This window comes from Fibrobacter sp. UWB7, assembly GCF_900142945.1.
Taxonomy (GTDB): domain Bacteria; phylum Fibrobacterota; class Fibrobacteria; order Fibrobacterales; family Fibrobacteraceae; genus Fibrobacter.
Genome location: NZ_FRCO01000007.1, coordinates 67,821 through 87,112, shown reverse-complemented (window position 1 = coordinate 87,112; position 19,292 = coordinate 67,821). Strand labels below are relative to the sequence as shown.

Below are 19,292 nucleotides of genomic sequence, written 5' to 3'. Positions count from 1 at the left end.
CATGGCGGACTTGATCCGCCATCGCCTTCTTGTTGAGGGAATAAAGGAGAAAATATGTTAGAACAATTGAAACGCCCTTTCAAAAAAGTTTACGGCAAGGTGCGCTCCTATGTCAGCCGTTTTGTCGGACCCGTCAAGGATTCGGCGTCTAAGTTGTTTGCTCTGATTCCCGGATTCAAGGCTTTCGCCGGTTCCGAAGACTTGGCGAATGCAAACGATGCTGACGGTGCCGTGGATGGCGAAAACGGCAAGGTTGCAAAGCTTGGCATTCGTGCAAAGCTCAAAAACTTCAAGCAGTCACTCAAGGGGCTTAGCGACGTTCAAAAGCTGATTCTCCTTACGATAGCTGTTGTGCTCCCTGCGGGTATTGTCCTCGCGCTTGCCCTTGCAAGCTTCTTGAAAAAGCGCAAGAAATAAACACGTTGGCTGCGCACTTTTCAATTGCGCTCCTCATATAAAGTCCGCCTTTGTGCGGATTTTTTTTTGTCCAAATAAATTTTTGTATATTTACAAAATAAGGAAGGAGTGTTTATGAATAAACGCATTGCATATTTTTCTTTCGTCTGTATTCTTTTGTCTAGTCTCATCGCTTGTGGAGATGATGAATCAAATAATCCCATAGCAAATGATGTAGAATCGTCATCATCCGAAATTCAAGATGATGACGATAAATCCAGTGATTCAAAATCCGTTAAATCAAGTTCGTCAGAAAAAGCGGCGATAAAGTCTAGCGATTCTCAAAAAAAGGAATCTAATTCATCTAGCAGTGAAACGAAAAAATCAAGTGATGCGAAATCTGGAACTGAAAGTTCTTCAAGCTCCGCAAAATCGTCAAGTAGCTCGTCGGATAAGAACGCCTCATCGAGTTCTTCAGAAATCAAGACCTATGCAGCCTCGAAGGTAAAACCCTCTGGTACTTACGATTGCAAAAAATACAAGTGCTTTACGACGGAATACCTGAATCAGAAAATGCTTGCCGCCGGGGATTATGGTGAAATCCTCGACGAAAGAGACAATCAGGTTTATAAGACTGTTATTATTGACGATCAAGTATGGATGGCTCAAAACCTGAATTACGAAACGGCGTATAGCTATTGTACCGATGATGATTGTGCTAAGTATGGTCGTTATTATTTGTGGTCTGCCGCGGTAGATAGAAAGGGCTGTGAACATGGTAATTTTTGTTCGCTGCCACCAAGTGTGCAAGGTGTGTGCCCTGCGGGCTGGCATTTGCCTTCGAAAGACGAGTATCTGAGATTGTTCGACAACGTTGGCAAGTACGGCGGTACCAATAATGAATTCGTCGCAGCAGAACTCCGTGCCCAGCGAGGATGGTCGGTTGAAGACAATGCTGATGATTATGGTTTTTCTGCGTTGCCTACGGGCTATAAGCTCGGTTCAGCAGGTAATTTTGCTGATGTCGGAAAGACAACGCATGCATGGACTTCTACAGAGGTAAACTCCATAGGTGCGTATCAATTCAGAATTTATGAAGATCGTCTATATGTATCCTTGATTGATGACAGCAAGGGGTATCCTCTCCCTGTTCGTTGCGTTATGGATAAAGATTCTTTGCCTAAAATCCAAGCTCCTGCGCTGTATTTAGAACATGTTGACGAATGGTTAGGTGTGGTTTCTCGAGAGGAATATCTTAACCCTAATGTTATCTATGATTCTCTTGTGGATCCTCGAGATGGACAGGTTTATAAGACAAAGAAAATTGGCAAACAGGTATGGATGGCTCAGAATTTGAATTATGCGGATAGCACAAAAACTCCAAGCCTTGCGAATGGAAGCTGGTGCTATAATGATGAACCTGAATACTGCAAGTTGCTAGGGCGCCTTTATAATTGGACAGCCGCAAAGGATGTCTGCCCGGATGGTTGGCATCTGCCGAGTTATGATGAATGGAAGGTGCTGGAATCTAAATTTGGTGGTCAAATTATGGCGGGGCAGTTCCTCAAAGCTCAAGCGGGGAGCCTTTCTAATAATGGCGACGATGAATTTGGTTTTTCGGCTTTGCCTGCAGGTGGAAGATTTATTGATGACAGCGAACATGATAAAGTCAATTATCTTTATTTGGGAGATAACGCCTTCTTTTGGAGCTCAACCCCAGAGAATGATGATTATGCATACCGTATGAATATTCCTTATTCATCCAATACTACGAATATACGCTCTATAAAGCAAAAATACGGACATTCCGTCCGTTGCGTCAGAGACTGATGGAATTGTGAATTAGGAAGTCGGATTTCAGAGGGCCATTTGCATTTGCTAGATTTGAGCTACCATGCTTTCATCTCGACTTCCTAAAGATCTTTCTCCGTCGCCGTTCTTTGATGAATTGGAACGCGCCAAGGCCGATGTTCTTGCAGAGTGCGTCGGAGCAAACTCGCTTCCGTTTATCGACATGACGGTGAGCTCGCCTGTGAAGGCTGGCTTGCCGGTGGATTTGGATGATGCGGTTGATGAAGGTCGTAAAGCTTTTGGCAACTGGAGTCCAGATGCGGCGGGTTGGAAATCGGCACGCGAGGCGGTGGTGGAATATTACCGTGAACGCGGTGGTAACTTTACGGCAGGGCAGATCATCCTTACCGCAAGTACGAGCGAAGCTTATTCTGTGCTTTTCAAGACGTTCTGCGATCCGGGCGATGTGATTTTGACGCCGATGCCAGGCTATCCGCTACTTGATACGCTTGCGCAGCTTGAACATTTGGATTGTGCACCGTACTTCTTGAAACTTGTACGGCAACCGGTTAAGGCGAAAAAAAACGTCATTCTGAGCGGAGCGAAGAATCCAGTAAAATCGAGTTTCCGTTTTGTCCTAGATTCCGATAGCCTCTTGGCGGCGCCGGAGCGTGCGAAAATCTTGTTGCTCGTCTCGCCGCATAACCCGACGGGTCATTGCGTCTCGCGTGAAGAATGGAACGAGGCTGTGCGATTCTGCGAAGAAAACAACATGATTCTCGTCGTTGATGAAGTCTTCGGCGATTACGCCTTCTCGGATAAAGTTTCCCGCACTTGGCAATACGTTTTTGACTCGTGTCATCCTGAGCGAAACGAAGTGGAGTCGATGGATCTCTGGGATGCGGGTGGAGGCGACTTTATCAATCTTCCCGAAGACGGTCCAAAATGCCCGATTTTCTGGCTGAACGGCTTAAGCAAAGCCGTTGGTTCGCCGCAGCTAAAGCTCGGCTGGATGGCATTCTACGCTCCGCGCGAAAATTTCGAAGAAATTCGCGCGGCTCTCGAATTCGTCGAAGACGCATACTTGAGCGTTTCTGCACCTGCGCAGGCGCTTGGCATTTCGCTTTTGCCTAAGGCTTCTGCTTACGAATCTAAAGTCCTCGATCGCTTGCAACAAAATTGGCAGACGCTTCGCGAAGCGTTTCCGTCCAAGTATTGCCCTGAAGTTCTCGGCGGCTGGTACGCCGTTGTGCGTCTCGGCGAAGACGATGAAGAGCTCACGCTCCGCTTGTTGCGTGAAAAGCATGTGCTTGTGCAGCCGGGCTTCTTTTTTGATTTTGACGAAGACGGTTGGGTCGTGATGAGCTTATTGCAAGACCCTGCGATTTTCAAAGAAGCGATTCAACGCATTAAGCAATAACGCAAAAAAGCCCGCGCATCTTGCACGGGCTTCTAAATTCGATCAAATTGCTTCGAGTGCCGCGCACTCTTGCAATGACATTTTCTACTAGTAACTATTGACTAATAACTAGTAACTGCGGCGGAGCCGCTTTAGTAATTATTCACCTTGAACGTCTTGGTGGCGTTCTTGGAGGTAACCTTGATGATCTGCATGCCCTTATTCTTGAGGCTTACATTCAAGGTTGCTCCCTTGCTAGTGAATTCCTGATCAAGTTTGCCGTTAAGACCGAAAACCTGAACTTTGAACGGAACAGAATTTGCGCTGTTGATCGTAATCGAGGAAGTGCTGCGCACAATGCTGAATGCATTTGTATTCAAAACGCGACCAGAAATGATCCCTTCTTCTTGGTGCTTCTTTTCTTCTTCCTCTTTCTTTTTACGTTCCTCTTCTTCTTTCTTCTTCTGTTCTTCTGGGTCTTCAACGTCACTTGCGACCTTTTCCACCGGAGCCTTCTTGCTCAAGATGTAGCCGAGTGCGCCGACGAGCGGAGCATTCAAGTCCACACAAACTTCGTTTACCTGCCAGTCTGCTGTAGAACCGTTGTGGCTGCCGCTTGTGAAGTCGCCTGCAATCATGCCGCCCAAGAGCTTGTTCTTTTCCGGAGGAGAACCTGCGCCGTTCACATCGCGACCCGGGTCTTCGTTGCCATAGTAGCCGCGGTGATGTGGTCTTGTCGGAGCGTTTGCGCCATTGCGGTTGAAACCGACAACGTAGGACTTCTTATTGCTGTTATCGCCGAGAAGGAATGCAATATTCTTTTCGATGGCTTCATCGTAAGAATCGTCTTTTGCAAACTTGGCGTAAAGGGCGTAGAGGTATGCGCCGCCTGCCGGAGAGCGAGTCGGGAATGTACCCGGGCCCTTGGCGTCCTTGTTGAAAATACCCTTGCTGTCCGTGACGTTGAGGTACATGTTGTCGAGGTAGTTCTGCACGCCGGCGTAGTCACCGAGCGGGTTCCACCCGAAAACGAATTCGCCGAGAAGGTCCGAGAGCGGGCTTGCATCCGGGTAGCTAAAGCGGGAGAATCCGTTTTTGCCGAAGTCAATCTTGTCGTAGAAATTCTTGGCTTCGGTCTTGTAAGTTTCTTCCTTGGTCGTGCGGTAAAGTTCCAATGCGGCAAGGAACGGACCGTCTTCCCAAATGCCGTTCCACCAGCTGCTTTCGTAGAATCCCTGGGAATTCGTAACGCCCTTGTGCTTCTTGGAATAGGCAAATGCAGTCTTTGCAGCCTTCAAGTACTTGGCGCGTGCAGATTCATCAGGATCGATACGTGCCATCACGGCGAGCATTGCTGCAGCCATACCCGGCGTGTAGGCGTCATTGGCGTTTCCTGTGATTTCGCGCGGTTCGCCACCGTCACCAGTACCGAGCTTGCTCATGGCACCTGCAGTCACCCACTTCATGTGGTCCTGGTTGCCGTTTCCCTTCACGGTCACGAAGTTGTTTTCGTCGATTGCTGCCTTGACCCAGAAATCGGCTTCATAGCGGAGTTCTTCAAGGAGGTCACGCACGTCGTTAGGCTTGCCGCCCTTGCGGGTGTAATCCTTGCTAGCCTTATAGTCGGTGTAATCGCCAGTGTAGAGGTCGTAAAAGCCTGTCGTAAATTCGGCAAATGCGAGTGCCAAAACGTAAGAGGAGTAACCTTGGGACTGACCGTACATCACGTGGTCGCCGCAGTCGAACCAACCACCGCTCACGTCTTTGCCGTTGTAGCTATCCTTTGTAAAGCTGGTCGGATTATTCGTGCCGTCCAAGATCCAGTTCGGACCTTGACCAGAGCGCTGCGCTCCAAAGAATCGTGTGGTCATCCAAGCCGCTTCGACGTAATCGTCCGTGCTCAAAGCAGCAAAGCTATCGGTGAATGCGAGGCCAAATACAGCAAGGCCTGCTAAAAAAGACTTTTTTAACATTGTCATCCTCTAAGGTTTCCCATCCACACTGTAGCGTCCACAATATAAAATTTTATGGAAAATTTTCACGCAAAATAAAATTCACTTTTGGGGAATATATCAAAATGCGCCGTTTATGTAACTTTTTCAATGCAATGAAAAAATATGTTGCGAAAAATTGACAAACGTTTTATATTAATCCTTGGTGTGGGGCTATTGTTTAGCCCTTTTTGTGGTGGGATGTTTTATGAAACACGTTGTTTCTGTTTTCGCGTGTGCTGGTCTTTTTGTTGTTGCCAACGCACAAGTTTCTCTTCAGACAGCTTCTGGTGCTTTAGAATCGGCTTATGCTGAATGGGCATCTGATGGTTCCGATAGCTACAACGTCTATTATTCGGGCGCTGGTGCTAGTGACGTCAAGGTGGATGCTCCGCTCATCCGCAAATACGGTTCCAAGTACCGCGTGGACGTGGTGGGCCTCAAGGCTGGGAGTTACACGCTGAAGGTTGCATCCGTCAAGGGTGGCAAGGAGACTGCTTCGACCACATCCAAGTCGCTGACGGTCAAGGCGCATGACCGCGCTGGATTCGCGTTTAGCAACGGCCATGTTCCGGGCGCCTATAACGCAGACGGTACGCTCAAATCGGGAGCTGTCGTCCTCTACATTTCGGAATCGACAAAGAACACGGTCAAGCTGGATGTCGTCACGAGCAACAAGGGCGCCGTTACGGAAAGTGTGGGCCTCCAAAATATCTTAACTTCGTTCAAGAAGGGCTATGATAAGCGCCCGCTGGTGATTCGTCTCCTGGGAAATGTGACGGACCCCGAAGTGACCGACAAGGGCGACATCACCATCGATATGGGCAAAAAAGAGGGCCTTTCGATGACTGTTGAAGGCATCGGTAATGATGCGACTGCAAATGGCTGGGGTTTCCGCGTCAAAGGAACCCAGGATTTGGAAATCCGAAACATCGGCATTATGAATGTTGATTCCGACGAAGGCGACAACATCACGCTCCAGCAGGATAACCAGTATATCTGGGTCCACAACAATGACTTTTTCTACGGCCATGCGGGTAGCGACAAGGACCAGGTCAAGGGCGATGGCGCCTTGGATTGCAAGCTATCGACTTATGTGACCTTTAGCTACAACCATTTCTGGGATAATGGCAAGTCAAATTTGCTCGGTCTTAAGGAAGGTGCCGATGGGGGCTATTACATCACGTATCACCATAACTGGTACGATCATTCCGATAGCCGTCATCCGCGTGTGCGTTACTACAGCGCCCATGTGTACAACAACTATTACGATGGCAATGCCAAGTACGGCGCAGGCTCTACGCTTGGTTCGTCCGTGTTCATGGAAGCAAACTACTTCCGCAATTGCAAGTATCCGATGATGACCTCGTTGCAGGGGACCGACGTCTATGCGAGCGGCACTAAGCGCGATCCGACGAACAACGGTACGTTCAGCAAGGAAGCGGGCGGTACAATCAAGGCTTACAACAACTACATGGAAGGCTCCTACACGTTCATTCCGTATGGTGCAAGCAAATATGTTCTCAAGGGTGCGGAAACTGCAATTGGCGATATTGATTCTAAGGTCGATTTCGACGCCTACGTGGTGACCTCGCGCGATGCTCAGGTGCCGTCTAGCGTAAAGTCCTATTCAGGCGAAAATACGTACAACAACTTTGATACGGACAAGTCCATCATGTACAGCTACACGGCAGATTCTCCAGAACAGGCTGTGGCGAACGTGCGTGCTTATGCAGGTCGTTTGCAGGGTGGCGATTTCAAGTGGACTTTTGACAATTCTGTTGATGATGCTTCCTCCGACGTGAACCAGGCGCTCAAAGATGCTCTCATGGCTTATAAGGGCAGCAATGGGGAAGTGGTGGAATATTCTTCCTCCAGCGTCATACAGAGTTCGTCGAGCGAATCTCCGAAGTCTAGCTCTAGCAGCGTGAAGGTTGAAAGTTCAAGTTCTGCAAAGTCTTCGAGTTCTTCTGAAACCCCGAAATCTTCGTCCAGTTCCGTGGTCTCTTCGTCAAGTGAAAAAACGCAATCTTCCTCTAGCTCCAGCAGCGAAAAGGTCGAAAGTTCAAGTTCAGAAGGGACGATCGGTCTCGCAAATGTGATGCCGATGGTATCTCGCGAAATCTTCTACGATTCCCGCACGTCTAGCCTTGTCATCGGAACCTCAGACGTCATCCGTTTGGATATCGTCGGTATCGATGGTAGTCGCGTCAATTTTGCTGGTTACACGAATGTAGGATACGCACGTGTTGTTGACTTGAGCATGCTTCGCGCTGGCGTTTACATCGTCCGCTTCAAGACCTCTCTTGGCTTGCAGACCATGAAGTTCGTGAAAAACTAGTTATTGGTCATTGGTTGTTGGTCATTAGTCTTTGGTTGAAGGATCTTTTGGGGGCTTTAAAAAACTATTGACCATTGACTGATGACTACTGACTTTAGTAAACATTTTTAATCAAAATGCCGTTTTTTGAGCATTTTTGAATGTTTCCAAATTAATTACAACTATAGTAAACCCATATTATATATCTTTCGCTTGGGATTTGTGATTGCGGAGATTGGGTGAACCCAAAAGGATGTTTATGAAAAAAGTCTTCGCATTATTGACGTGCGCTGCCGTAACCTCTGCTATGGCAGTTACTGCAAGCCGTGTTGGCCCTGTGAGCACATACGGTGAACTCGTCGCAAATGGTGGCAAGCTTTCTGGTTCTTGCCCGGAATACTCTCAAAAGGCTGTTCAGGTCAAGGGTATGAGCCTCTTCTGGAGCTCGGGCAACACCTATTCTACCGACTTCTACTCCGAAAAGGGCATCAACCGCTTGGTTGATGACATGGGTATCGAAGTTGTGCGTTTTGCTCTTGGTGCCGCCGACGAAAAGTTCAATAGCTCGGGCCGTTCTTACACGACGGGTGGCGAAGGCTTCCAGAAGGCTTTGCTCAAGTCTGTGGTGAACGCTGCCATTGACAAAGACATTTACGTGATTATCGACTGGCACATCGAAAGCTCTGACGGTTTTACGTCTGACGCTGTCAAGTTCTTTGAATACGCAGCTCAGGAATATGGCCAGTATAACAACGTGATTTTCGAAATTTGGAACGAACCGACCGGAAGCATGGAAGCCGTGAAGCAGCATGCCGATCAGGTTATTCCGGTAATTCGTAAGTATTCTGATAACCTCATCCTCGTGGGTAGCCCGGGATGGTCCAGCCAGCCGAATGCTTGCGCTTCCGCAGGCATCAACGACAAGAACTATGGCTGCACGCTCCATTTCTATGCTGCAACTCACTATATGGGCGATGGCGGTTACAACAAGGCTGCAGAAACGGCTATGGCTGCAGGCGTGCCTGTGTTTGCTACCGAATGGGGTACCGTCAATGCTAACGGTGATGGCCAGCCGGACGAAGGCTCCAGCAACAAGTGGGTAGAATGGATGGCTCAGAAGGGCGTGTCCTGGACAAACTGGAACGCTTCTGCCATGAACGAAACTTCTGCTGCATTTGCTAATGCCGTGTTCGAAAACGGTTTCACTTACACCAATTCTGGTAAGTATGTGAAGGGCAAGCTCGGTGGTGCATCTTATAAGGATTGCGGCCTCCAGAATGGTTCTGCTTCTGAAGAAAGTGGCTTCTCTGCTGGCGTTGCCAATGGCGCTACGACTTCCATTCTCGATGATATGGAAGATGGCGACCGTTACGGTTACCTCGGTGGTGCATGGGCTGCTGTTGAAGACCAGGAAAACGGTGGTGCAAGCTCTATTTCTAACGAAAAGATTGAAGATGACTTTGGCAACACGACCTATAAGGTTGTCTACCCGGTCAGCGGCGATACCAAGAATACGTCCAAGTATGTTGCAGCCCTTAAGGATGTTAAGATCGGTAAGGGTTCCCTTACTTACGGTCCGTATATCAAGATGTTCCTCACGCTTTTGAAGGAACCGGCAAAGGATTCCCCGAAGGCTTATGCAGATTTCTCCAAGTGCAAGACCATCAAGTACAAGTACAAGGGTGCAAGCCATAACTTCGCAATCGAAACGACCGATGTTACCGACTACAACTATCATCGCGTGAACAAGGACGCTTCTGAAGGCTGGAAGGAAGTCGAAATTACGACGGACATGTTGAAGCAGGAAACTTGGGGTGATGATTCTCGCTCTAAGCCGATCAAGATGGAAAACGCAACTCGTCTTTCTTGGGAAATTAAAGGCCTCGAAAAGGTTCCGGACGATATGAACCAGCCCAAGTATCCGTACCTCTATGTGGATGACGTGAAGTGCGACGGTCTTTCCTTCACTGCTGTTAGCGGTGGTGCTAGCGAAACTCCGAAGTCCTCTTCTAGTGCTGCAGTTGGTCAGAGTTCTTCTTCTGTTGTTGCTGGTTCTTCTAGCAGCGCAAAGGCAGTCTCTTCTTCTAGCGCAATCGTTCCGGGTTCTTCTGCTACGGTAACCTACAAGACTATTGTTGATATCGACGACGTTGAAGATCTTGATGAAGTTCTCAAGACAACGGGTACCTGGTATGCTTACACGGATAAGGAACCGGGTGGAAAGTCCTCTATTTCTAACGTCTATGACCAGAAGCTTGGTGGCTATGTGGTTGCCTTCCCGGGTACTGAAGATCCGACGAATGGCACTAAGGGTTATGTTGGCTTGAAGGACATCAATTGGGATCAGGGAACTTATACTGAAGCTCCGTTTGTGGCTCTCGGCCTCAACACGAATGCTGATACCTCCAAGGGTATTGACTTGAGCAAGTGCGGTGCTATCAGCTACCGTTACAAGGGTTCCGCTCATACCTTCAAGGTTCAGGATGGTTCTGTGACGGACTACGCTTACCACGAATATCCGCTTGATGATTCCCAGGTTTGGAAGACCATGGTCATCAATGTCGAAGACATTGCTCAGCCGAACTGGACTCAAGATCCGAAGGACCTCAACTGGGGTGCTATCAAGAAGATGGCTTGGGAAGTCATTGGCTACAAGGGCATTGTCTATCAGCCGACAATCAACTACCTCTATGTGGATGATCTCAAGTGCGTCGAAGTGCCGAAGGTCGGCTTCAAGACTGTTGCTCGCGCTGCTAGCGGCATCAAGGTCGGCTTCAAGGGCAATATGCTCAACGTGAACTTCAGCAAGGCTGGTGAAGCTCGTATCCAGGTGTTCGACATGATGGGTCACGTTGTTGACAGCCGCGTTGCTAACGTCTCTGCCGGTGCAAACCAGTTCTCTCTCAAGAACATGGCTAACGGCAACTACGTTGTGCGTGTGATGATGAACGGTGCAGCAAAGACTGCTCGTATCTCCATCAAGTAAGACTGATGCGCTCCTTCGCGGAGCGCTTAAGTAACCATCAAAAACGCCCCGGACATTTAGTCCGGGGCGTTTTTGCATCTATGACAAGGGAGGGCTCACGCCCTCCCCAAAGCTGTCATCCTGACGCCGAAGGCGGAAGGACACAGGCTGTCACCCCGGACTTGTTCCGGGGGCGCCTTTTACTCAAGGTTTCTCTGAAGAACTTCGCACTTCGCTTTTGCCCATTCCTCGAATGTATCGTCGGCGAGGTGGTCTTTCGCTTCTTGCATCAAGTGCAGGTAAAAGTGCAGATTGTGGATGCTGGCGAGCGTGTAGCCGAGCGATTCGCCGGCGTGGTGCAGGTGGCGCAAGTAGGCTCGGCTAAAGTTGCGGCAGCAATAGCAGTCGCAATTGGGGTCGACCGGCTTGTCGTATTCTTCGGCGTGGCGGGCTGCCTTGTAGCGGAGCACGCCTTCGCTTGTGAAGAGCATGCCGTTACGGGCGTTTCGCGTGGGCATCACGCAGTCGAACATGTCAACGCCGCGACCGATCAATTCCAGCAAGTTCCACGGCGTTCCGACGCCCATCACATAGCGCGGATGGTCTGTCGGCAAGTAGTCGGTGCAGAAGTCTGCAATCTCGTACATCGTTTCGGTCGGTTCACCGACCGAAAGTCCGCCCATGGCGTAGCCATCGGGGCCGAGTTCCGCGATGCGTTCGATGGCCTGCTTGCGTAAATGTGTGTGCATTCCGCCCTGGATAATGCCAAAGAACTGCTGATCGTAACCGTGGATGGGCGGGTGTTCTTTGAGCCATTCCATTGCTTCGGCGGTCCAGCGGAGCGTGTAGTTTAAGCTGTGTTCCGCTTCCTTGACCGTGCTCGGGTAAGGTGTGCATTCGTCGAGCGCCATGATGATATCCGCGCCGATTTCGCGTTGGGCGTTCATCACGCTTGCTGGGCTAAAAAAGTGCTTAGAACCATCCAGAATGCTTCTGAATTCAACGCCTTCGGGCTTGATCTTGCGAAGTTCCTTCAAACTCCACACCTGGAATCCACCGCTGTCCGTGAGCACGGGACCATTCCAGCTCATGAACTTGTGGATGCCGCCTGCGGCAGCGATTTTGGGCGTTGTGGGGCGCAAGTACAAGTGGTACGTGTTTGCGAGGATAATCTGTGCCTTGATGTCTTCCTTGAGTTGTGCGGGCGTTACAGCCTTTACGGTTGCTTCGGTGCCCACCGGCATAAAAATCGGCGTTTGGATGTCGCCGTGGTCGGTGTGCAAAACACCCAGACGGGCCTTGGATTTCTTCGACGTCTTTTTCAGTTCAAAACGGTTCATGCTCGCAAATGTAGAATTTTATGAAATGGATGTGAAGACATTTTTTTGCTCTGTCACCCCGGCCTCTGTGCCGGGGTCGGCATACGCGTTTTGATTTGCGTTTTAAACTAAATGAAAAAAGACTCGATTTTCATCGAGTCTTTTTCTGCGGTCGGACAGACTTGAACTGTCATGAGATTGCTCCCACTAGCACCTCAAGCTAGCGTGTCTACCAATTCCACCACGACCGCGTGGTCCTTAGCGGAACGAACACAAAGATAGTATAATTTTTTGATTTTGGAAACTCTTGTTGCAAAAATAATTGAATTTTTTTTGACGATGTCACCCCGGCCTCTGTGCCGGGGTCGGCATACGCGTTTTGATTTGCGTTTTAAACTAAATGAAAAAAAGACTCGATTTTCATCGAGTCTTTTTCTGCGGTCGGACAGACTTGAACTGTCATGAGATTGCTCCCACTAGCACCTCAAGCTAGCGTGTCTACCAATTCCACCACGACCGCGTGGTCCTTAGCGGAACGGCACAAATTTAGTTTAAATGTTTGATCTTGTAAAGGGGCTTGTGCGCATTTTTATAAAAAAATTTTAAACCCCTTCAACGAGCTTATCAAACACCTGTCCGCGGACTTTGTAATTCTTGAACAGCCCAAAGCTTGCGCATGCGGGGCTCATGATTACCGTTCCGCCTTCGCCTATGTTCAAACTATCAGCAAAAGCTTCTTCGAGTGTGGGGAAGATGGCTGTCTTGATTCCCGCTTCATCCACGCCTGCCTTTTTCAAGTCGGCGAGCATGCGTTCGGCGGTCGCGCCGATGAGTGCCACGCGCTTCAGGTTCGGGCGCTGCTTTACGAGAATCTCTGAAAGTTCCGTGAAGTCGGCATTCTTTTCAGAACCGCCGAGAATCAACGCAAACGGACGCTTCATGCTGCCGGTTGCTGCAATCGTAGCGTCTGGGCGAGTGGCGTAGCTGTCGTTATAAAATTCAATACCGCGTTTTTCTCCCTTGAATTCCATGCGGAAGGGGAGTGTCTCGTAGCTCTTGAGTGCTTCAAACGCATCGGCGACTTTTATGCCCAAAGCTTTGCAGGCGAGCGTTGCTGCTGCCATGTTTTCGAGCTGGTAGATGCCGCGCACTTTGCAGTCGGCGAGGTACAGCGTCACGCCGTCAATCGTAAGTGTAGCGCCGTCAATTACGGCGTCTCCGTCACCATTGCTTGCGCCATCAGCGAGGCTGACGGCGTACTTTGTCTTGGCCGGGCTTTCCGATGCAATCTTAGCTGTCGGTTCTGCGTCTTTCAGATAAACGCATGTGCCTTCGCGCTTTTGCCAACGCACAAGATTTGCCTTTGCATCGCGATATTCTTCAACGCTCTTGTGCCAATCCAAGTGTTCTGTCGAAACGCGCAAAACAACGCCTACATCCGGCGATACGGACAAAGTCATAAGCTGGAAACTCGAAAGTTCCAAGATGCTGATGCGGTCTGGAGTCTCGTCTTCGAGCAAGTCCAAAGCCGGCACGCCAAAGTTTCCGCCGATGGCGTTCGCTTTGCCACATTTGTCCAAAATGTGGCTGATCATGCTCACAGTAGAACCCTTGCCGAGTGTTCCCGTGACACCTACGGTTGCTTTTGATTGAGTTTGTTCTAAAAAAAGCTGAATCTGGCTCGTCATGAGCCCGCCGTTCATCTGGAACTGGAACAGCTCCTTGCTCATCGGATAAACGCCTGCCGAACGCACGACCGTCACGCAATCCTTAAGACCATCCAAATAGTTTTCGCCACTGCAAACCTTGACATTCACGCCTGCGGGGACTTCCGGCAAGTTTACCGGGTTCTTGTCCATCACGACAATGTCCTTGACGCCTTCGCGGAAAAGGTAACGCAACGTGCTCTGGCCTTCAACGCCAAAACCTAAAATTCCAACCGGAGAAACGAGTGTGTTCTGCATAAAAATCCTTGATGTAATTCCGATTAAAATTTAGCAACCCTTACCAAATGTGGGCGCTCAGATAATCAAAAACAAAAAAATCCGCTCTCTTTCGAGGGCGGACTTCTGAATGCGGTTTGACCGACTTGAAACCAAGTCAATCTAAACTTTTACTTTGCGGCTTTCTTCTTGCCTTTCTTAGCTTTCGGAGCTTCTGCCGGAGCTGCAGCTTCAGGAGCCGGTGCGGCTTCGGTCTTTACTTCGGCAGCAGGTGTGGCCGGAGCTTCAGCCTTGACTTCAGCGGCAGCCGGTGCAGCAGGAACTGCTTCAGCTGGAGCGTTGAATGTAGCCGGAAGTGTCGGAATTTCCGGTGCCTGTTCGGCAGCGCTTTCGCGTGTTGCCTTCTGCATAGCGGATTCTTCGACAGCCTGATCCTGCTTAGCCGTGATGAGACCAAGAGCAAAAACCACGATGAAGAAAATCACAGCAACGACACGAGTCAACTTCTGGATGAAGGTCGCTGCGCCAGCGGTAGAAAATGCAGATTGCGAAGTCATACCACCGATTCCTGCCAAACCGCCCATCTTGTCGTTCTGGACGAGAACGAGGAGTGCGAGGAAGAAGCAGAGAAACACGTGGAGGACGATCAATACCCAAAAGAGAGTTGTCATTAGTGACGTTTCCTTTCGTTAAAAGTTACTTAGCTTCAGCAGCGTCGATGATTGCCTTGAAGGTGTCAGCCTTGAGGCCTGCACCACCGATAAGACCGCCGTCGATGTCCTTCTGAGCGAGGAGGCCCGGAGCGTTTGCACCCTTCATGGAGCCACCGTACTGGATGCGCATGCCTTCAGCAACAGCTTCGCCGTAGATTTCCTTCACGACAGAACGTGCGTAAGCCTGAGTGTCCTGAGCCTGTTCGTCCGTAGCGGTAACGCCGGTACCGATTGCCCAAACCGGTTCGTAAGCGAGAACGCACTTTGCAGCGTCTTCAGCAGAAACGTCCTTGAAAGCACCCTTGATCTGGAGACCGAGGATTTCCTTGAGGATGCCGCCGTTGCGCTGGTCGAGAGTTTCACCAATGCAGATGATCGGCTTGAGGCCAGCTTCGAGAGTCTTCTTGACCTTGAGGTTCACGGTTTCTTCCGTTTCGTGGAAGTACTGACGCTGTTCGGAGTGACCGATGATCACGTATTCAGCACCGATTTCCTTGACCATGTCAATGGAAACCTTACCCGTGTATGCGCCCTGGTCCTTCCAGTGGATGTCCTGGATAGCGAGCTTCACGTTCGTGCCCTTGATGACGTCTGCAACCTTAGCAGCGGCGAGGTAGGTCGGAGCGATAACGACTTCGGTCTTCTTCACGTCCTTGACGGCTTCCACGATATCCTTAGCGAGCTGAACGGATTCGCTAACGGTCTTGTTCATCTTCCAGTTACCAGCAATGATATACTGACGCATAATTAACTCCTTGAGAGGTTTAAAATTTAACGCGCGTAAATGTAGAAAATTTTTGAGTTTTGACGAGTGTTTGCTCGCATAGACTCTTGTAATTTGCATAAAAAAAGCCCCTCGGCGGTTCAACCAAGGGGAGCAGTGCTTTTTTAGTTCATAGTCATTAGTTATTGGTTGTTAGTATAACTGTTGCGGCTTTACCGCCAATATAAACTAATGACTACTGACTATTGACCAACGTCAAACACTAGTGATCGTACGTGCTCGAACGGCTAGAAGACGGCGGAGGAGATCCACCATAGCGGTCGCCTTCGATCTTGTCGAGAACCTTTTCGCCTTCGTAACCCTTCAGACGAGCCTGTTCCGGATACTTCCAGAAGAGACGTGTGATGAGTTTACCTTCACGAGTGAAGTATTCCCAGACCATGCCATCAGCAGTTTCGTGGTCGGGAGGTCCCCACAGGAGGTTCACCATGTCGGTCGTCATGCCTTCTTCGATGTACCCCTGCTTGAATGTGTTCTGCAAGTGCTTGTCGATGCCCATGCTTTCCTTGGAAATGAAGTACTCGCGTTCGTATTCGTTTTGGCCGACGCCGCGTTCAATCAGCACAGGCGACGAATACTTGCTGTTCGTACATCCAAAGAGCATGAGTGCACCGAAGGATATAGCGCACAGATGTGAAAATTTCATTGGATCTCCTTGTATTTGATGACCACAAAATAAGAATTTATTGCGCGAGTAGCTAAATAATTTTTAGATTTTACACTGAAATGAATAAGATTAACGCTTTGTTTAAAATTATTTTACTTAATGTTGCGTTTTTGGGCGCCTTGAGCTTTGGTGCTGTCTGGGTGGACCAGTCTAGTTTGGTCGGATTGCGGTATGGTCCGAATTTGTCTTGGGGAGGCATGGCGAATTCTCCGATTGTCTGGGGACAGTGGGTGCCGCAGGCAAATGTCGGTATGCAATACACGTGGCTTGAACCCTTGCAGCCCTTGAATTACGGTGAATCTATTGGTCTTGCTTCGTCGTACCTCAAGATGGACGCCTCTATTGAGCTTTCTCCGTTTTACGGTGGATTCCGTGCAGGGCTTGGACTTAGGCCGTTCCAGATAAACCCGCAAATTGAATTTGGTTTTGCCTACGAAAGCTATTTTTATTTCAAGTCCAATCTCGAAATGGTGAATGCCGATGTCAAGGGGAAGGGGCATATCGCAGAGACCTGGAATTCCGATTACATCTTCGATCATGTAGGCAAGTCGGATTCGTCCGATTTTGACTACGCACAGCTTTTTGACATGAGCGTTGATTTTAGCTACTACTTACCCCATGGAGGCGTTATCGGGCTTGGCGCTCATTATGTGTTGACCGATATTAGCACAGATTTCGAAGGTAAAAGCTACGATTACGAACGCAATATTCCAGTGTTCAGCCGCGACTACATTGTTGAATTTCAGAGCTTTGGACGCTTCCCGGTATCAGATTTTATATCCATCCTTTACGAAGGCTGTTATATCAAAACGGGACTTTTACGCAGTGGTGGTAGCGTAAAAAAAGAATCCTTGAGCTACCGAATGGTGCTTCTTGGAACTCATTTCACATGGAATGAGGGATTACGTAATTTTATTGTCAAATTTGGTGGCTGGAGCCGCGATAAAAAGCGCTTTTACAATGGTTCATTCGCTCAGCAGCTTTTGATTCAGCTTGAGTATAAGGGGTATTTTTCGTTCCCCTTCCACAGCAATTTTTCCAAATAACTTAGGCACCGGGAGCAAAATCTTTGGTTTGACAGGTTTTTGCACTGGGTCCATTTCTAGAGCCTGGGCAGGGTAGGCGGATCGAATCCAAAGGCTTCCGCTGTAATCTTCGCTAGACATGCTTGCCAAGGTCGGGAGCATGTCGCCCGCAAAGGACTTCCAGTTCGTGATAGAAAAATAGCGGGGTTTCTTCGGGGCTCCGCGCATTACGGCTTTTTCTGGATTGGGGAGGGTGTCAACGACTAGACTCCACCAGGTATTCGAAACTGCCGTTGAAAATACATTGGGATTTTGCTCCAGTTTTGTAGAGTCAGGGCACTTGAAATAACCGTTTGCCAAAAGTTCCAAATCGTCAAGCTTGAGCGGTGTATTGCCGATGTTTTCTCGGAGATGATGGAGACCCAGCTGTCGTTTGATTTTTCCTCCTTCGAATTCCATGTAGCGAAATTTGCCGGCTGTAATGTAATTGAACGGGCGGCTGCCGCTGGGATTTACAAAGAATGTGTCGAGAGCATCGTTGTGATGTCTCCATTCGATTTTGATGTTAGTCTTGTTTTTTTCCTCGTTTACGAATTTCCCTTCGACATTGATAATCATGGCTGAATTCGTTAAGAGGTGTGGGCAAACTTTTTGCAAGCTGCTGTTGGCCATTGTTGCTACGGCTGAAATACAAATGGCGAAAGCTGTTAATTTTATGCCTCTAATCATAAAATCGAATATAGATAAATTTTTGTATAAAAGAAAACCCCGACCCATCCCAATGGCTAAAAGGAAAGGTCGAGGTTTGTGTTTTTCAGGAAGAAAATGTTCTTTGTCATGCCCGCCACCGAGCGGGCATCTCCTTGTTAAGCATCTTCTTGGATCGCTTCGCCTTCTCCGTCGTCGCCAAGATCGACGGCATCGTTTTCACCGAGCTTGAAGAGTTCCACGTCCTTCATGCTTTCACGAATCTTCTGTTCGATTTCGTTGCAGAGGTCTACGTTGTCCTTCAAGAACAGGCGTGTATTTTCACGACCCTGACCGATGCGTTCGTTGTTGTAGCTAAACCAGGAACCACTCTTCTGGATGATGTCCAGTTCGCAGGCGAGGTCGAGAATGGAGGCTTCGCGAGATATACCCACACCGTAGAGAATGTCGAATTCGCACTGGGTAAACGGAGCGGCGACCTTGTTCTTCACAATCTTTACGCGGGTGCGGTTCCCGATGACTTCTTCACCGTTCTTGATAGCGGCGATACGGCGGATGTCGATACGCTGCGTAGCGTAGAACTTGAGCGCGTTACCACCGGTGGTCGTTTCCGGGTTGCCGAACATCACACCGATCTTCATACGGAGCTGGTTGATAAAGAGCATGCAGGTGTTCGACTTGGAGAGAATGCCGGTAAGCTTGCGGAGTGCCTGGGACATGAGACGAGCCTGGAGACCGACGTGGTTGTCGCCCATTTCGCCGTTAATTTCTGCCTGCGGTACAAGAGCTGCAACGGAGTCCACGACGATGATGTCGATAGCGCCAGAACGCACGAGCGTTTCGGCAATGTCGAGAGCCTGTTCACCGGTGTCCGGCTGGGACACGAGGAGCGATTCGATATCGACACCGAGCTTGCGGGCGTAGACCGCGTCAAATGCGTGTTCAGCATCGATGAATGCAGCAACGCCACCAAGCTTCTGGGCTTCGGCAATCGCATGCAATGCGAGAGTTGTTTTACCGGAAGATTCCGGTCCATAAATTTCGATGATACGTCCGCGGGGAAATCCGCCTACGCCGAGAGCCATGTCGAGCTGGATGCATCCCGTCGGAATGACCGGGATATCTTCGACTGGCTGTTGACCGAGGGCCATGATAGAACCTTTACCATAATTCTTTTCGATTTGGGCAATTGCCGCTTCGACTGCTTTGGCTTTTTCGCTGGAAAGGTTGCTGGTGGGTGTTGTTGTTTTCTTAGCCATATAGGACTCCGT

Annotated in this window: 14 protein-coding genes and 2 tRNA genes; 6 read left to right on the top strand and 10 right to left on the bottom strand. The window is 49.2% G+C overall.

All coding sequences use genetic code 11. The features are described from left to right. Nucleotides 1–54: 54 nt before the first annotated feature. From BUC30_RS14365 to BUC30_RS14355, 3 genes are all read left to right on the top strand, one after another. A complete protein-coding gene (locus BUC30_RS14365; RefSeq protein ID WP_073442949.1) occupies nt 55–417 on the top strand; it encodes a hypothetical protein in 363 nt (120 codons plus the stop codon). A 114-nt stretch (nt 418–531) separates the two neighbouring features. Further along, on the top strand, nt 532–2,226 hold the full coding sequence (locus BUC30_RS14360) for a fibrobacter succinogenes major paralogous domain-containing protein (RefSeq protein ID WP_073442947.1): 1,695 nt from the start codon (nt 532–534) through the stop codon (nt 2,224–2,226). A gap of 64 nt (nt 2,227–2,290) precedes the next feature. Next, entirely contained in the window at nt 2,291–3,607 is a 1,317-nt protein-coding gene (locus BUC30_RS14355) for a pyridoxal phosphate-dependent aminotransferase (protein WP_073442945.1), read from the top strand. A 131-nt stretch (nt 3,608–3,738) separates the two neighbouring features. Here the strand turns inward: BUC30_RS14355 and BUC30_RS14350 are convergent, their stop codons facing one another. Next, nucleotides 3,739–5,559 carry a glycoside hydrolase family 9 protein gene (locus BUC30_RS14350; RefSeq protein ID WP_073442943.1) on the bottom strand — a complete coding sequence of 607 codons (1,821 nt, stop codon included), beginning with the start codon at nt 5,557–5,559 and terminating at the stop codon, nt 3,739–3,741. Between the two features lie 226 nt (nt 5,560–5,785). Between BUC30_RS14350 and BUC30_RS14345 the strand changes: the two genes are divergently transcribed. Both BUC30_RS14345 and BUC30_RS14340 read left to right on the top strand, forming a co-directional pair. After that, a complete protein-coding gene (locus BUC30_RS14345; protein ID WP_073442941.1) occupies nt 5,786–7,918 on the top strand; it encodes a pectate lyase family protein in 2,133 nt (710 codons plus the stop codon). A gap of 238 nt (nt 7,919–8,156) precedes the next feature. Continuing rightward, complete coding sequence (locus BUC30_RS14340; RefSeq protein ID WP_244536669.1) at nt 8,157–10,883, top strand: cellulase family glycosylhydrolase; 2,727 nt, start codon at nt 8,157–8,159, stop codon at nt 10,881–10,883. A gap of 179 nt (nt 10,884–11,062) precedes the next feature. Here BUC30_RS14340 and tgt read toward each other — a convergent pair whose 3' ends face one another. From tgt to BUC30_RS14305, 7 genes are all read right to left on the bottom strand, one after another. Then, on the bottom strand, nt 11,063–12,202 hold the full coding sequence (tgt, locus tag BUC30_RS14335) for a tRNA guanosine(34) transglycosylase Tgt (RefSeq protein ID WP_014546993.1): 1,140 nt from the start codon (nt 12,200–12,202) through the stop codon (nt 11,063–11,065). A 146-nt stretch (nt 12,203–12,348) separates the two neighbouring features. Beyond that, nucleotides 12,349–12,432 (bottom strand) — tRNA-Leu (locus BUC30_RS14330). A gap of 185 nt (nt 12,433–12,617) precedes the next feature. Beyond that, a tRNA-Leu gene (locus BUC30_RS14325) sits at nt 12,618–12,701 on the bottom strand. 82 nt (nt 12,702–12,783) lie between these two features. Further along, nucleotides 12,784–14,145, bottom strand: a complete 1,362-nt coding sequence (gene murD / locus BUC30_RS14320; protein WP_073442937.1) for a UDP-N-acetylmuramoyl-L-alanine--D-glutamate ligase — start codon at nt 14,143–14,145, stop codon at nt 12,784–12,786. 149 nt (nt 14,146–14,294) lie between these two features. Then, on the bottom strand, nt 14,295–14,795 hold the full coding sequence (gene secG / locus BUC30_RS14315; protein ID WP_073442934.1) for a preprotein translocase subunit SecG: 501 nt from the start codon (nt 14,793–14,795) through the stop codon (nt 14,295–14,297). 25 nt (nt 14,796–14,820) lie between these two features. Continuing rightward, complete coding sequence (tpiA, locus tag BUC30_RS14310; protein WP_073442932.1) at nt 14,821–15,582, bottom strand: triose-phosphate isomerase; 762 nt, start codon at nt 15,580–15,582, stop codon at nt 14,821–14,823. Nucleotides 15,583–15,823: 241 nt separating this feature from the next. Beyond that, nucleotides 15,824–16,267: a hypothetical protein gene (locus tag BUC30_RS14305; RefSeq protein WP_073442930.1), complete on the bottom strand. Its 444-nt coding sequence runs from the start codon at nt 16,265–16,267 to the stop codon at nt 15,824–15,826. Nucleotides 16,268–16,347: 80 nt separating this feature from the next. On the opposite strand from BUC30_RS14305, the gene BUC30_RS14300 reads away from it, so the two are divergent. Next, a complete protein-coding gene (locus tag BUC30_RS14300) occupies nt 16,348–17,334 on the top strand; it encodes a hypothetical protein (protein WP_073442928.1) in 987 nt (328 codons plus the stop codon). On the opposite strand, the gene BUC30_RS14295 is transcribed toward BUC30_RS14300, so the two are convergent. Together BUC30_RS14295 and recA are read right to left on the bottom strand one after the other, a co-directional pair. Then, complete coding sequence (locus BUC30_RS14295) at nt 17,254–17,931, bottom strand: hypothetical protein (protein ID WP_073442926.1); 678 nt, start codon at nt 17,929–17,931, stop codon at nt 17,254–17,256. The two genes, BUC30_RS14300 and BUC30_RS14295, sit on opposite strands and share 81 nt — an antisense overlap. 248 nt (nt 17,932–18,179) lie before the next feature. Next, nucleotides 18,180–19,280 carry a recombinase RecA gene (recA, locus tag BUC30_RS14290; RefSeq protein WP_073442924.1) on the bottom strand — a complete coding sequence of 367 codons (1,101 nt, stop codon included), beginning with the start codon at nt 19,278–19,280 and terminating at the stop codon, nt 18,180–18,182. Nucleotides 19,281–19,292 lie beyond the last annotated feature (12 nt).

Excerpts from the sequence above, each read along its gene's own strand:
- BUC30_RS14365 (WP_073442949.1), top strand. The coding sequence starts at position 55 with ATGTTAGAACAATTGAAACGCCCTTTCAAAAAAGTTTACGGCAAGGTG.
- tpiA (WP_073442932.1), bottom strand. The coding sequence starts at position 15,582 with ATGCGTCAGTATATCATTGCTGGTAACTGGAAGATGAACAAGACCGTT.
- tgt (WP_014546993.1), bottom strand. The coding sequence starts at position 12,202 with ATGAACCGTTTTGAACTGAAAAAGACGTCGAAGAAATCCAAGGCCCGT.
- murD (WP_073442937.1), bottom strand. The coding sequence starts at position 14,145 with ATGCAGAACACACTCGTTTCTCCGGTTGGAATTTTAGGTTTTGGCGTT.
- secG (WP_073442934.1), bottom strand. The coding sequence starts at position 14,795 with ATGACAACTCTCTTTTGGGTATTGATCGTCCTCCACGTGTTTCTCTGC.
- BUC30_RS14360 (WP_073442947.1), top strand. The coding sequence starts at position 532 with ATGAATAAACGCATTGCATATTTTTCTTTCGTCTGTATTCTTTTGTCT.
- BUC30_RS14350 (WP_073442943.1), bottom strand. The coding sequence starts at position 5,559 with ATGTTAAAAAAGTCTTTTTTAGCAGGCCTTGCTGTATTTGGCCTCGCA.
- BUC30_RS14345 (WP_073442941.1), top strand. The coding sequence starts at position 5,786 with ATGAAACACGTTGTTTCTGTTTTCGCGTGTGCTGGTCTTTTTGTTGTT.
- BUC30_RS14300 (WP_073442928.1), top strand. The coding sequence starts at position 16,348 with ATGAATAAGATTAACGCTTTGTTTAAAATTATTTTACTTAATGTTGCG.
- BUC30_RS14355 (WP_073442945.1), top strand. The coding sequence starts at position 2,291 with ATGCTTTCATCTCGACTTCCTAAAGATCTTTCTCCGTCGCCGTTCTTT.
- BUC30_RS14340 (WP_244536669.1), top strand. The coding sequence starts at position 8,157 with ATGAAAAAAGTCTTCGCATTATTGACGTGCGCTGCCGTAACCTCTGCT.
- recA (WP_073442924.1), bottom strand. The coding sequence starts at position 19,280 with ATGGCTAAGAAAACAACAACACCCACCAGCAACCTTTCCAGCGAAAAA.
- BUC30_RS14305 (WP_073442930.1), bottom strand. The coding sequence starts at position 16,267 with ATGAAATTTTCACATCTGTGCGCTATATCCTTCGGTGCACTCATGCTC.
- BUC30_RS14295 (WP_073442926.1), bottom strand. The coding sequence starts at position 17,931 with ATGATTATCAATGTCGAAGGGAAATTCGTAAACGAGGAAAAAAACAAG.